Annotated in this window: 12 protein-coding genes; 7 read left to right on the top strand and 5 right to left on the bottom strand. The window is 38.3% G+C overall.

Features of this window, described 5'->3' with window-relative positions; translation table 11 throughout:
• Nucleotides 1-54: 54 nt before the first annotated feature.
• Genes J5A74_01015 through J5A74_01005 form a run of 3 tightly spaced genes read right to left on the bottom strand, consistent with a single transcriptional unit; the run spans nucleotide 55 to nucleotide 2,475 of the window.
• Nucleotides 55-783 (bottom strand): ABC transporter permease, encoded by a 729-nt coding sequence (locus J5A74_01015; protein QUI95975.1) that lies wholly within the window; start codon nucleotides 781-783, stop codon nucleotides 55-57.
• Nucleotides 774-1,556 carry an ABC transporter permease gene (locus J5A74_01010; protein ID QUI95974.1) on the bottom strand — a complete coding sequence of 261 codons (783 nt, stop codon included), beginning with the start codon at nucleotides 1,554-1,556 and terminating at the stop codon, nucleotides 774-776. Before J5A74_01010 ends, J5A74_01015 begins: the two co-directional genes overlap by 10 nt.
• 16 nt (nucleotides 1,557-1,572) lie before the next feature.
• Nucleotides 1,573-2,475, bottom strand: a complete 903-nt coding sequence (locus tag J5A74_01005) for an ABC transporter ATP-binding protein (protein ID QUI95973.1) — start codon at nucleotides 2,473-2,475, stop codon at nucleotides 1,573-1,575.
• Between the two features lie 297 nt (nucleotides 2,476-2,772).
• Here J5A74_01005 and J5A74_01000 point away from each other — a divergent pair, with 297 nt between their 5' ends.
• The 6 genes from J5A74_01000 (at nucleotide 2,773) to J5A74_00975 (ending at nucleotide 12,268) form a co-directional block, all read left to right on the top strand.
• On the top strand, nucleotides 2,773-4,023 hold the full coding sequence (locus J5A74_01000) for a transposase (protein QUI96771.1): 1,251 nt from the start codon (nucleotides 2,773-2,775) through the stop codon (nucleotides 4,021-4,023).
• A 220-nt stretch (nucleotides 4,024-4,243) separates the two neighbouring features.
• Nucleotides 4,244-5,848: a phosphoenolpyruvate carboxykinase (ATP) gene (gene pckA / locus J5A74_00995; protein QUI95972.1), complete on the top strand. Its 1,605-nt coding sequence runs from the start codon at nucleotides 4,244-4,246 to the stop codon at nucleotides 5,846-5,848.
• A 108-nt stretch (nucleotides 5,849-5,956) separates the two neighbouring features.
• Nucleotides 5,957-8,389, top strand: coding sequence for a peptidase C11 (locus tag J5A74_00990; protein ID QUI95971.1), 2,433 nt, complete (start codon nucleotides 5,957-5,959; stop codon nucleotides 8,387-8,389).
• Between the two features lie 32 nt (nucleotides 8,390-8,421).
• Nucleotides 8,422-10,809: a substrate-binding domain-containing protein gene (locus J5A74_00985; GenBank protein ID QUI95970.1), complete on the top strand. Its 2,388-nt coding sequence runs from the start codon at nucleotides 8,422-8,424 to the stop codon at nucleotides 10,807-10,809.
• Between the two features lie 44 nt (nucleotides 10,810-10,853).
• Nucleotides 10,854-11,201 (top strand): hypothetical protein, encoded by a 348-nt coding sequence (locus J5A74_00980; protein ID QUI95969.1) that lies wholly within the window; start codon nucleotides 10,854-10,856, stop codon nucleotides 11,199-11,201.
• Nucleotides 11,202-11,344: 143 nt separating this feature from the next.
• Nucleotides 11,345-12,268, top strand: coding sequence for a hypothetical protein (locus tag J5A74_00975; protein ID QUI95968.1), 924 nt, complete (start codon nucleotides 11,345-11,347; stop codon nucleotides 12,266-12,268).
• A 136-nt stretch (nucleotides 12,269-12,404) separates the two neighbouring features.
• On the opposite strand, the gene J5A74_00970 is transcribed toward J5A74_00975, so the two are convergent.
• Nucleotides 12,405-13,580: an IS110 family transposase gene (locus J5A74_00970; protein ID QUI95967.1), complete on the bottom strand. Its 1,176-nt coding sequence runs from the start codon at nucleotides 13,578-13,580 to the stop codon at nucleotides 12,405-12,407.
• 299 nt (nucleotides 13,581-13,879) lie between these two features.
• Here J5A74_00970 and J5A74_00965 point away from each other — a divergent pair, with 299 nt between their 5' ends.
• On the top strand, nucleotides 13,880-14,308 hold the full coding sequence (locus J5A74_00965; protein ID QUI95966.1) for an HD domain-containing protein: 429 nt from the start codon (nucleotides 13,880-13,882) through the stop codon (nucleotides 14,306-14,308).
• On the opposite strand, the gene J5A74_00960 is transcribed toward J5A74_00965, so the two are convergent.
• Nucleotides 14,303-14,641, bottom strand: a complete 339-nt coding sequence (locus J5A74_00960) for a helix-turn-helix transcriptional regulator (protein QUI96770.1) — start codon at nucleotides 14,639-14,641, stop codon at nucleotides 14,303-14,305. The genes J5A74_00965 and J5A74_00960 overlap by 6 nt on opposite strands.
• Between the last annotated feature and the right edge of the window lie 47 nt (nucleotides 14,642-14,688).

Raw genomic sequence — 14,688 nt, 5'->3', positions numbered from 1 at the left:
AGGTGGAGCTATAGAGGACATATTTTGTCGGCTATAGCTCCTTTATTTTGTCTATTATTTTAGTTGTCGCAGGCTAAGAATAAAAAATAGTCCACTCTCTACAATGCAGATGATCAACAGAATACCCCACTGTAAGGAAGAGTAGTCAACAAGTGCTCTTGCGCGAAGAGCGAGGGATGGTTGAGCGTAGGGATAGATGACAAGGAAATCTTCATTGACAAATAGAAGAATCATTGTTCCAAATGCACCTAAAATAGAGGTGGCCACACACTTACTAAAGTTTTTTGTGCGAATACAAAAGTAGCACTGAAGTGAAATCACAGGAAGTGCACCAACAATAGAAAAGAGCGTCCATTTGATGTGCAAAGAGAGCAAAAGTTGACTATCTAGTGAAGAAATTTTTGCAGCTACAATGTAAATGAGAAGAATAAAAAATTGGAACAAGCAAACAAAAAATGTGGCCATAGCAATTTTGCCAAGTAGAAGTTTTGATCTGGAGATATTGTTTGCCAATAGCATTTCCAAAGTTTTTCGTTCAAATTCTGGCATAAAAATAAGTGAAACAATAATAGCGACCATGGGAGGAAAAAATAGCAAGCTGTAAAAAAAGACAAGTTGTCCCCAGAGTACTTGTGCTTGTTGTCCATCAATTAGAACTTGGCGATTGGCAAAATAAGTGAATAAACCAAATAGTGAGGCAAAAAATAGTAGACAGACTCCGCTAAATAGAATTTCTGCTTTTTTTGCCTTTTTCCATTCTGCAATAAAATAGTTTAGAGACATGGTTGTTCACCATCCTTTCTTTTAAAAATTCTTCTTGAAATAAGCAACATAAGAATAATATATACAAAATAGAGCGATAGCTTCATTAAGATGAGGTCATCTGCAATATAGGTGTAAGAAATATTATTGGTTTCAGACGAGAGAAGTGAGAACTTATAGGGAGAGAGTGCAGCAGCACCAATCCAAGGGATGAGAAAACTAAAGATCATGGAACTTTTTGCACTCAAAGAGATACCAATAAATCCACCAATAATTCCCAAAGTAAGTAAAACTCCTCGGCTATTGAAAAGCACAGCAATACTTTGATAAATCATAAAGAGCAGAACAATGTTGAATATTTTTCCAATCACGGCAATAAAAAATGCAAATGTCGAAATAGAAATATGATTAAAATAACCAAATACTAAAATAATCAGATTTTCAAAGAGGCTGAGCAGGGATAAAAATCCGATGCCAAGCTCCATTTTTGCAAAAATAATAGAAGAGAGAGATTGACCATTGGAGCGCAGCAGCTTAAAAGTAGAGCCACTGCGTTCAATATCCCAAAGTTTAGACACAAAGACACTGATGGCCATTGGCAAAAGCAATACATCCACTGTTTGGTTGTTGAATAGACTTCCAGGAATCCATAGCTCAGAATGCTTGCTGATTTCTGATACAGTACAGGCAAGGTTCCATACAGTGGCAATGATCATCAAGAAAAAGACAATAAAAAATGATTTTGTCCGTTTGGATTTTAGTATTTCGATGTGTAGAGAGTGAAAAATTGACATAATTTTCTCCTTGTTCCTATTGTTGTGTTAGATGCAAAAAAATATTTTCTAAGCTTTCTTGATTGCGAACGACACGATAAATTGGAATTTTTGCCTTAGAAAGTAAAAAGATAATGTCGGCAATTTTTTGGTCTGGCAAGTCGGGAAGAGTGAGGTGGTGTGTATCCTGCTCTTGGACAATCTTTTTTAGTTCATTTTCCACAGGTTGAAGTTTTGAAAAATCTCCTTGGAGAACAATGTTGGCCTTTGATTGAATTTCATCTATTCTTCCTTCAAACAGCAATTTTCCATGGTGAATAATACCGACACGGTCAGCAATATGCTCGATTTCTGGGAGAATATGGCTGGAAATAAGCACCGTAAGTCCCGAATCCTTTGTGAGGCGAACAATGAGTTCTCGAATTTCATGGATACCTGCAGGATCAAGTCCATTAGTTGGTTCATCTAAAAGTAAAAGTCTAGGTCTTTTGACAAGAGCAAAGGCAAGAGCAAGTCTTTGCTTCATTCCAAGGGAATAGGCACCAACACATTTATTTCTATTTTTTTCCTCGTCGAGTCCTACAAGGTGAAGTATCTCTTTGATATTTTCCTTGGGAAATTGAAGCATTTTTTGAAATACTGAGAGATTTTCATAACCGGTTAAATTTGGATAGTAGGATGGTTCCTCAATCATTGATCCAATTTGGCTGAGATATTGTGCATTGGAATTTGTAATTTCTCTTCCAAAGATGCGAATATTTCCTGCATCGGGATGGATAAGGGAAAGAATCATCTTCATTGTCGTTGACTTTCCTGCACCATTTGGACCTAAAAAGCCATAGATTTCACCTTGGCGAATGGTCAACTTCTGAATATCTACTACTGTTGTTCCATGATAGGATTTTTGTAAGTTCTGAATTTCAATTGCATTTTTGTTCATATCTATACCTCCGTTTTCTTTATCATAACTGTGTTAGATTAAGAAAACATTGGTGTTACCTTATGTTTAGATTAAGAAGTGGAAAATTAATGGAAAAATATATTCCTTATGGATGAAATTGATATAGGAGAAAATTTTATAATATAACAGCCAGAAAACCCATGGTCTTTAGATCGTGGGATGAATGGCGTTAGGTTTACAACATATATATTTTACTTAAATACTATCATTTAAAATATATGCTATAATACATATATAGGAAATCCTATTTCCGAGTCTATGAAAGGAGAAAATCGTATGTATCTTACTGTAAAACAACAAGTGAAACATCTGTCCAAGGAAGATTACATCACAATCAGGGAACTTTGTCATACGGCTAAGAATCTTGCTAATGAGGCAATCTATAATGTGCGTCAGCATTATTTTACAGAAGGTGAATTTCTCAAATATGAGAAGAATTACACTCTTTTAAAGAATAGTCCTAATTATAAGGCATTAAATTCCAATATGGCACAGCAGATACTGAAAGAGGTTGATGGCTCGTTTCAGTCATTTTTTGGTCTGCTTAAACTTGTCAAGCAGGGAAAATATGCTTTTACGGATTGTAAACTGCCACATTATCTTCCAAAAGATGGATACACAACACTGATCATTGGTTTTGTAAGACTTAAGGGTAATCAGCTGATACTTCCGTTTTCCAATAGTTTTAAGAAAACGCATAAGTCTGTTGAAATTACGATACCACCCATACTTCTTGATAAGACGATAAAAGAGATACGCATTATACCTAAAGCGAATGCAAGGTTCTTTGAAATCCAGTATATATATGAAGCTGAATGTATTCAAAGAAATCTAAACACGAACAACGCACTTGCACTTGACCTAGGTATCAACAATCTCATAACAGCTGTATCAAATAGTGGTCAATCGTTCATTATTGACGGGAAAAGACTGAAATCGATCAATCAGTGGTTCAATAAAGAAAACGCCCGTTTGCAATCGATAAAAGATAAACAGCATTTTGGTAGAAAGTCTACAAATAGACAAAAAGCAGTTACTCGTAATCGCAACAATAAGGTGAACGACTATATGAATAAAACTGCTCGTAGGGTGATAGATTATTGTATCATCAATAATATAGGTACGCTTGTTGTTGGTTACAATGAGACTTTTCAACTTAATAGTCATATTGGAAAGCAAAACAATCAAAATTTTGTAAATATCCCTTATGGACAGTTGCGTAACAAATTGGAATATCTTTGCAAACTAAATGACATTGTTTTTGTAAAACAGGAAGAATCCTATACATCGAAATCATCTTTTTGGGATAGAGACGATCTCCCTGTTTACAATGCCGATAATCCAAAAGAGTATCCGTTTAGTGGCAGAAGATTACATCGTGGTCTATACAAAACGGCAAGTGGTAAAACAATCAATGCAGATGTTAACGGAGCATTAAATATCATGCGTAAAAGTAGTGTTGTGGATATGAATATCCTATACAGTAGAGGCGAAGTGGACACGCCGATAAGAATAAGGATTGCCTAATTATTTAGGTGGAAACTTAAATATCAAACTTCTTAAATAGAGCTGTTAGGCTCTTAGAAGCCCATTACCTTTAGGTGATGGGTAGTTCACTAAAGTATATGAATTTTTCAGAGTAAACACGATATAATTCGGTTTTTAGATGACAAAAGGAAGATAAAGAGCTATAATAAGACAGAGAATATTGCAGATATTCGCATATTGATAGGGAGGGATTACAAAAATGGCAAATATTGATTTAACAAAGTATGGTATCACAGGAACAACAGAGATTGTTTATAATCCATCATATGATCAGCTATTTGACGAGGAAACAAAGGCAGAGTTAGAGGGATTTGAAAAGGGTAGAGTCAGCGAGCTTGGTGCAGTGGATGTCATGACAGGAATTTACACTGGTCGTTCACCAAAAGATAAGTTTATTGTTATGGATGAGAATTCAAAGGACACTGTTTGGTGGACAAGTGAGGAATATCCAAATGATAATCACCCAGCATCACAGGAGGCTTGGGCAGCAGTAAAGGATATTGCAAAGAAGGAACTTTCTAACAAGAAGCTCTATGTTGTAGATGCATTCTGCGGTGCAGCTGGACATAAGCGCATGGCTGTTCGCTTTATTGTAGAAGTGGCATGGCAGGCACATTTTGTAACAAATATGTTTGTCAATCCAACAAAGGAGGAACTTGAGAACTTTGAGCCTGACTTTGTTGTGTATAATGCATCAAAGGCTAAGGTGACAAATTATGCAGAGCTTGGCTTACATTCAGAGACTGCAGTTATGTTCAACATCACAAGCCGTGAGCAGGTAATTGTCAACACTTGGTACGGTGGTGAGATGAAGAAGGGTATGTTCTCTATGATGAACTACTATCTTCCATTGCAGGGAATTGCTTCTATGCACTGTTCTGCAAACACAAATATGGAAGGAAAGAATACTGCCATTTTCTTTGGACTTTCTGGAACAGGTAAGACTACACTTTCAACCGATCCTAAGCGTCTTTTGATTGGTGATGATGAGCATGGCTGGGATGACAATGGTATTTTTAACTTTGAAGGTGGATGCTATGCAAAAGTTATCAATCTTGATAAGGAGTCAGAGCCAGATATTTACAATGCCATTCGACGCAATGCCCTTTTGGAAAATGTTACTTTGAGTGAAGACGGCAAGCTTAATTTTGCAGATAAGAGCGTGACAGAAAATACAAGAGTTTCTTACCCAATTGAGCATATTAAGAATATTGTTCGTCCAGTTTCTGCTGCCCCAGATGCTGAGGATGTAATTTTCTTATCAGCAGATGCTTTTGGTGTATTGCCACCAGTTTCGATTTTGACACCTGAGCAGACACAGTATTATTTCTTATCTGGATTTACAGCAAAACTTGCGGGTACAGAGAGAGGAATTACAGAGCCAACACCAACATTCTCTGCTTGCTTTGGACAGGCTTTCTTGGAGTTACATCCAACAAAGTATGCTGAGGAGCTTGTAAAGAAGATGAAAAAGAGTGGTGCTAAGGCTTATCTTGTCAATACAGGTTGGAATGGCTCAGGAAAGAGAATCTCCATCAAGGATACTCGTGGTATTATTGATGCTATCCTGAGTGGTGAGGTAAATACGGCACCAACAAAGAAGATTCCATACTTTAACTTTGAAGTGCCAACACAGTTGACAGGTGTTGATCCTAAGATCTTAGATCCTCGTGATACCTATGCAGATGTCAAGGAGTGGGAGGACAAAGCAAAGGATCTCGCAGCAAGATTTCAGAAGAACTTTGTAAAATATGAGAGCAACGAGGCCGGCAAGGCATTGGTTGCAGCAGGTCCTCAGTTATAATCGACTGACGGTTAGATAGAGATGGCTATCGTGCTTACGAATTTTAAGTCGAAAGTGCGATGGCCATTTTTGGCTTTATTTGTCTAAATTAGGGAGAGGAGTGAAATAATGGAGAATAGACCAAGAGGAAGAGATCGCAACATAGATGGTGAGGGAAAGGGAATCTTTCGCAGAGGCGATGGACTTGGCACAGGACCAGTGGGTAGTCAAGGAAGTCCAAGTGGTGGAAGCGGTGGACCAAGGAGGGGAATGGGTGGAGGAAAAGGTCCCATTTCCATTATTGCCCTTTTGATTCTTTTGCTATTTGGTGGAAAGCAATCGGGAATATTGAATACTTTATTGCAGGGTGTGATACAAAATGGTGGCACGGCACAGAGTACAACTCAGCATAATTCCAGTTCTCAGCACAATTCTAGTCAGGGAAGTGGGCATGGAGGAAATTGGAACTCTCTTTTTGATGGTGGAAGTTATTCTACAGGTTGGGTTAAGCCAGAGGCAGCGACACCAAAATTAGATACGACAGTGGCAAAGAATGCGAGAGAAAAGAGAACAAAACTTTTAGGAAATGCCAACGACATCGTGACAATTATGGTCTATATGTGTGGTACAGACCTAGAGTCAAGAGGGGGAATGGCGACATCAGATTTACAGGAGATGTCTACAGCAAGTTATGGAAATAATGTCAATGTCATTGTTTACACAGGAGGAGCAACAAAGTGGAAGAATACGATTGTGGCCAGTGACCGCAATCAGATCTATCAAATTGTAAATGGTCAGATGAAAAAACTTGTGGATAATGCAGGAAATGCAGCAATGACAGATCCAAAGACATTGACAGAGTTTATTCAATATTGCAAAAAGAATTTTCCAGCCAATCGAAATGACTTAATTTTGTGGGACCACGGCGGTGGGTCCATTAGTGGATATGGATATGACGAGATACATAAAAAGAGTGGATCGATGACATTGGCAGGTATTCACACGGCTCTTGAAAATGCAAAGACAAGCTTTGATTTTATTGGTTTTGATGCCTGCTTGATGGCAACAGCAGAAAATGCATTGATGTTGAATCCCTATGCCGATTACTTAATTGCATCGGAAGAGACCGAACCTGGTGTTGGCTGGTACTACACAAATTGGCTGAGCGAACTTGGAAAAAACACTTCGATGCCAACCATTGAAATTGGGAAAAAAATTGTCGATGATTTTGTTGATGTGTGTGCAAGACAATGTCCAGGTCAAAAGACCACACTTTCTGTCATTGATCTTGCAGAATTTAGTCAGACTGTGCCAAGTCAACTTGGTGCATTTTCACAGGAAATTAGCAAGAATATTTCAAACCAAAATTACAAACTGGTCTCTGATGCACGCAATCAATCGAGAGAATTTTCACCAAATTCAAAGATTGATCAAGTGGATTTAGCACATTTGGCATTAAATTTAGGTGGAAAGGAAGGTGAAGCGTTAGCTCAATCTTTGCAGAGTGCAGTCAAGTACAATCGGACTTCGAGCAATATGACCAATGCCTATGGGGTGTCTATTTTCTTTCCTTATCAGAGGACGGGATATGTGGATAGGGTGACGAGCACCTATAAGGCCATTGGAATGGATGCCAATTACACCAAAGCAATTAAGGAATTTGCTAGTGTTGAAGCTAGTGGGCAAAATGTTTTTCAATCTAGTCCATCGTCCTCACCTTTGCCATCTCTTTTAGAAACCATCGGTCAATTGGCAGGAAATGGAAGCACAACCAGTTCGACGCAGGGGGATATGGGAATGGAAGTCATTTCCCAATTACTCAATGCTTATCTTGGAGGAGATAAAACGAATAAAGAATTTTTATCCGACAGTGCTCTTTCTAATAAAGACTTGGCGGATTATTTGCAGAGAAATCACTTTGATGCCTCAAAGCTTGTGTGGAGTGATGGAGAAGATGGACGAAAGAAAATGAGCTTGAGCAACGAGCAGTGGGCTCAGGTGCATGATCTAGTTCTCAATATGTTCTATGACGATGGCAGTGGATTTATTGATATGGGACTGGACAATGTCTTTGACTTCGACGCTCAGGGTGCACTTCTTGCAGATAATACAAGGAGTTGGATTGCCATTAATCGACAGCCTGTGGCCTACTACTATTTGTCGACAGTAGAAGAGGGAGAAAGGTATACTATTATGGGGCGTGTTCCTGTACTTCTCAATGGACAGAGAGCAAATTTATTGTTGGTGTTTGACCAAGATCATCCAAAAGGTCATGTTGTCGGTGCAATGACTGACTATATCAATGGAGAGACAGAGACTGTGCCAAAAAGTATGACATCACTCAATGTAGGTGATACCATTGATTTTGTGTGTGATTACTATAGCTATGGTGGGGAATACAAGGATAGCTATAAGCTTGGTGAACAGATGAAGGTGCCAGAAGGTGGTATGGAGGCACTAACAATCAGCAATGTAGATATTGGAAAGGGAAAGGCAAAATTAGCTTATCGCTTTACAGACACCTATAATCAGTCTTACTGGACACCTGCTATTGTAGAATAATAGAAAAATATTTGAAAAGGAAGGAGAAAATCATGAGAAAAGGATATGTGGCTTTGGGTGTCATGCTCACAGCATTGAGCTTGAGTGCGTGTCAAAAAAAGACAGACCAAAAGAATACAACAGCGAGTACACAGGCACAGGAAACTTCAAAACAGGAAGTAGAAGCAAAAAAATTTGAGTATCCCCATATCGAAGCAAAGAATTATCCAAAAGTAGATGGGTCGACAGCCACACTGCCACTAGCTCAGGCGATCTATGAATTGACAACAGGAAGTAGTCCTGAGGATGCAGCGAGAAATATTGTGCACAATAAGACGACAGAATCCTATTTTAATTTAATGGATAAGTCGACAGACTTAATTATTTCTTATGCTCCCCCAAGTGACTTGATGAAGACAATTGAGGCGGTCAATCAGAGTGGAAAAAACCAAACCTATACAAATAATAGGGAGAGGGATTATGAAGTCAGTCCGATTTTAATTGCCCCGGTGGGAAAAGATGCCCTTGTCTTTTTAAACAGTCAAAGAAATAAGGTAAAAAATGTCACTGAGCAGCAATTGCAGGATATTTACTCTGGAAAAATCAAAAATTGGAAGGAGTTAGGCGGAGAGGACCATGTGATCAAGGCATTTCAACGACCAAAAAATTCGGGAAGTCAGAATTTGATGGAAAAATTTGTGATGAAGGATGTCGAAATGACACGACCACCAAGTGAATGGGTGGCATCAGAAATGGGAGAATTGATCGAGAAGGTGGCGGCCTATGACAACAGTGCCGATGCAATGGGATATTCCGTATATTATTATGCGAGAAATATGAAAAAGGGCGACGGACTTCAATTTTTGCAAGTCAATGGTGTCGAGCCAAATTCGGATACCATTCGAAGTGGAGACTATCCTTATACTAACCCATTTTACATTGCCATTCGTGCGGATGAACCGAAGGATTCTCCAGCTTATCAGATTTATCAGTGGGTACTCTCGATGAATGGGCAGGCTTTAGTCAATGAACTTGGCTATGTCGCCAATGAAAAGAGTGATGTCAAGATTTCCAGTGAAGATTTAAAAAAGATTGGCCTGGAAGAAAAAAATGATACGGTGTCGGGAAAATATTTTCCAGACCACACATTGCTTGCTCTGCCAGGTTCAACCTATGGTGATCATTCAGGAATTGTACTGCTTAATGAGCAATTTCAGCAAGAAAAAGTACTTTCCGACCTCGAATTAACAAATCCAATCTATATGCCAAGTGAAGGGCTCATTGCATTGAGAAAGTCAACAGGAGAAAATACAGGTATTTATGACATAAAGGAACAAAAATGGGTTGTTGAGGCGAGTGAGGAGCATTTTTTAAAGGGAATGGAAAATGGAAAACTGGTCAAGGACAATTTTGTATTTTCCAAAGCAAAAGGTGAGGATTTAGTTGGATATGAAATTTATGATGTAAGTGGAAAGTTAAAAAAGACCATTGACTTGACCCAATATGGACATGCAAAATGGGATATCTTTGGATATGGTGAAAAGATGAATGGATTTTTGACAGATTTTGTGGATGACAAAAATGACTTAGTCAGAGCCATTCTCTTTGATAAAGATGGAGAAGTTCTTATAGATTCAAAGTCATTTGACGATCAGATGATACAAATGGCAAAAGAATATGGACTTGATCTCCATGCTGGGGATATTATGATTAAGGAATGGAATCCAGGCACAGATACCGTGGTGATTGGAAATGATGATAAGAAGATTATCTATCATGTAGGACAGAAAAAAATTCTTGGTCTTGTCGATGATCATCTTCCAAGTAATGAATTTGAAAAAGGGGAAAAACATTATATTCTTGGCAGAGACAAGGAAGGAGCTTTACATTGCTTTGATGCAGAGGGAAATCAAACACCTTGGAAATCAAGCGATTTTGATCAACTTCCTGATGGCGATGGTTTGGTGTGGAAAAAGAAGGACAGTGTTCTTGCTGTGCTCAATGTTGGCGACAATACTAGTGCCAATCTAGATCTGACAGGAATTGATATCGATGGAAAGAGTATTATCCTTTCTGATCTTGGCAATGCCGTCTACACAATGCAATTAGAGACAGAAAATGGTGATAATCCAAAGGCTTATGCCTTTAAAGATGGCAAGGTTTTTGCCAAGGGAAAATATTGTGACAACTTAGCTTCTGAGGAATTTGGAGATATTAGCGAGTTAGATGGAACAAATGTTGTTGGCATTGATGGATTATACACCGTATTTGATGCAGATGGCAAAGCACTGGGTACATTAAGTAATGTTCAAAAAGAGAAAGATTCTTTGTTGCTGACAGCAAAGAATTACTACATTGTGCGACATGGAAATTATGCAATGATTTATGACTATTCTGGAAATGTATTGTCGCAGATGTTAGCTGGACAGGGAGATGAATAGAGCGTATACTTAGGGATAGAATGAATAGATGAGGAGGAAGTGTGATGAGTCAAAAGATGGTCGATGCAGTCAAGGAAATGGTACAGGCACCAAGTTGTTGTGCTGAATTAAAGACAGCTGGAAAGGAATGGTTAGAGGCTGTTGGAACACAAGAGCAAGGGGAAAAGGCCGTGGCACTGCTTGCAGAGGCAAAAGCAGATATCTGTACGATTGATCAGGTTTATGATCTTTTTGTGTCTGATACAGGAAAGAAGATGTTTGGTGAGAAGCAGGCTGCTGCTATGGCAGAGCATGCAAAGGAAGTCAAGTCAGCAGGTGGTCAATATTGTGACTGTGGTGCGTGTGTAGGTGCTAAGTTTGTCATGGATCATGAGAAAGAATTGACAGATTAATTTGTAAATAATTTCCAAGAGATGTAGAAATTTTCTGCATCTCTTTTTTTGGTAGGGCAATCGCTTGACAAATAGTATAGAAATTATATAATAAAAGTACATTTCTAGTTTATCTATTTTCTATACAAGTCAGGAGGTTTCTTATGAATTTCACAGAATTTCTAAAGCAATTTGTCAGGGATTTACAAAGAGAGTTGGAAAAAGAATTTGGCAGGATGGTCGTTGAAGAAAATCACATTCGAAAGTTGCAACTTTCGTCTTATCATGGAATAACTGTTCGTCAAGAACATGGTGTGATTGGGATTTCCATCGATGTTTTTCCGCTCTTTTTAGACTATCAAGGTCAAAAAAATTATCAAGAGGTGTTAGATGATGGAATCAGTAGGGTGAAAGAGGGACTTCATAACCAAAAGTATATCGGCAAGGTTCGTTTTGGGGATTATCAAAAGATGAAGAAAAAATTATTGGTTCGACTTGTGCCAACAAGGGAAAATCAAGAGGTACTCGATGATATTGTGCACAGAGAAATTGAGGATCTTTCTATGGTCTATTGCTTTCGCCTCGAGGAGGTTGATGATGTCAATTATACGATGTTTTTGACCAAAGAGATGCTCAATCAATATGGTGTAAGTGAAGAACAAATCCATCAGGATGCAATGCGATATGCACAAAAAAATGCACCCGCACAGATAAGGAGCATCTATGATGTGCTTGGACTAGATATTGATGACAGTGAAAAATTGATGTATGTTGTTGGAGTAAATAGAGAGATGTATGGGGCAGTTGCCCTATTTTATCCAGGTATACTTGAGAGAATTGCTCAACTACTGGAGGGAGATTTTTATATCTTGCCTTCGAGTATACATGAAGTGATTGTGATTATGGATGATGGACTGGAGGAGGTCGAGGAGTTAGAAGCTATGGTTAGAGAAATTAATACAACGGAAGTTGAACCAAAAGATCGACTCTCCAACAATGTCTATCACTATGATCAGATCGATCGAATTTTTGAAACGGGAAAGGCATTTATAGAAAGACTAACTATTAAAAGTCAAGCCCTAAAATGATATTTTTTAAATAAAGTACAGAAATGTATTTTAGATATATTCGGAATACAGTTAGAGCTCCTTGCACTTTGAAAACTGCATGACAAAAAGAGCATCATGATAGGTGCATGAAAAAGGAGTATTGAATTAGAGTTAATTAAGCTACTTTAATGTATTGCTGATTCGATTTTACAAGATGATAAATAACTCGAACCAGTTTTTTGACGGCATGAGATATTGCAACATTATAATGCTTGCCTTCAGCTCGTTTCTTGGTAAGGTACCTGGCAAATGTCGAATCCCAGTGGCAAACATACTTGGCAGCATTGTACAGAGCATATCGTAAGTATTTGGAACCTCGTTTTTCCATGTGGGAGTATGCTGAGTCAAGCTGCCCTGATTGATATGTTGATGGTGAAAATCCGGAATAAGCCAAGATTTTATCAGGAGAATCAAACCGACTGAAGTCGCCAATCTCGGCAATGATCATAGCGCCCATACGATAGTTGATACCTGGAATACTGAGAATTGGAGAATTAATTTCATCCATGATAATTTTGATTTCATTTTCGATTTCATCAATCTCAGAAGCAAGTTCCAGTATCAACTTGATGGTGTGTTTTAGTTCAAGAGATTTGGCTGGCATATTTGAGCCGATAGAAGCCCTTGCAGCTTCCCTGAAAGTTATGGCGGTATCTTTACCATATCGACCTTTAGATGCATCTGAAAGAAGATTTGTAAGTCTGGTAAGATGTGCACCAGCTACATATTTAGCCCCGGGAAATTCAGAAAGCAATGCATAAATGGATGTCATATGAAGTGTTGGTACAAGTTTTTCTAATTCAGGAAATAAGATACAGACCAGTCTTGAAACGGAAGTTTTTAGTTTGGCACGTTCTTTTACCTTATCAAAACGATAACGAGTTAATGACTTTAATTCTTCGTTGTGGTAAGATGTATCTGAGTAGGACTTCAAGTTCACATCAGACATGAGCATGTAAGCAATCGTGCGGGCATCTACTTTATCCGTTTTCGTGAGTCTAAGGCTTAGACTTTTTCTGTACAGATTTGTATGTAACGGATTGATGACATAGGTGGTCAGACCTTTATCAATGAGATAACCTAAAAGATTGTAATTATAGTGTCCGGTAGCTTCCAGTCCTACTTTTACTTTTGTTATATCTTCCATAACAGATTCTATTCTTTGGTAAAGGTCATTGAAACCATCTTGACTGTTAGAAATGGTAAAAGCTTTAAATAATACTTCTCCATTAGAGTTTGTGATAAAGCAATCATGCTTATCCTTAGCGACATCAATTCCTACATAAATCATAATAATCTCCTTTAAAATGTATTTGATACTGTTTTAGAACCACAGGGACTCCTTGCGATTGTAGCCTCGTTCTAAATAAACCGTCATGCGGTATCTAACTGATTAACAAATGAGCAAAGAGACTGTGGTTGGGGCCTTTCTAAAACCATCAAGTGGTAGGAGTAAATAACCAATCCACAGTATCTTATATATCATAGTCGAACCTACGGAAGAGGTAAAGAAAAGACTATGACTTAATAGTTATAAAGACCTTGGAGAGGGTCTCTAAAAACTACTACTATATAATACGAGGAAAAAGAATGATGGAGCTCGATGAAAGTAAAGTAAAACTGGCACATGAAATGGCAAAAAAAGCACATGAAGGACAATTAGATAAGGCGGGAAAAGACTATATTGGACATCCAGAATATGTTGCCTCGCTCTTTGAAACACCAAAGGAAAAAATTATTGCTCTTTTGCATGACACATTGGAAGATACAGATTTATCGCCCGAGTGCATTAAAAAGGAATTTGGCGAGCAAGTTTTAGAGGCTGTCGTTGTGCTGACGAAAAGAAAAGGAGAAGAATACTTTTCTTATATCGAAAGAGTAAAAGCCCATCCACTTGCTCGCCGAATTAAGATTGCTGATTTGAATCACAATATTCAAATTGAACGCCTAGCTCACCCAGAAAAGAGGGATTATCAGAGGAGAAAAAAATATCAAGAGGCCTTGCGCAGGTTACTATAGTTTTTGTGTAAGAAATTTTTTCTTCTGAAGTTGCATAAAGTTGAGTGTGTAGTTGATAAACTTTAGCTCAGTGTCGTCCAGATGCTCAATTTGTTCTACAATTTGTTGAACGATTGCAGAATCTACATTTTTTTCTCGATGGGTATGGTTGCTTGAGAATGCCTCTAGGCTGACGCCATAAAAATCAGCGAGAGAAATAATGATATCAAAGCCAGGAATACCTTCGCCAGTTTCGTAGCGAGAGTAGGCCTGCTGTGTCGTGTTGAGCATCTTGGCGAGTTCTTTTTGGGTAAGATTTCTCGATTCACGGTAGGCACGCAAGCGCTCAGGAATCGCTTTTATGTCATTGGTCATAAATTAGTGACGCCCCCTTTCTTCTC

Source organism: Lachnospiraceae bacterium oral taxon 096 (assembly GCA_018141845.1).
Classification (GTDB): domain Bacteria; phylum Bacillota; class Clostridia; order Lachnospirales; family Lachnospiraceae; genus F0428.
Note: the sequence above shows the minus strand (reverse complement) of the source record. Positions and strands in the feature narration are given on the sequence as shown.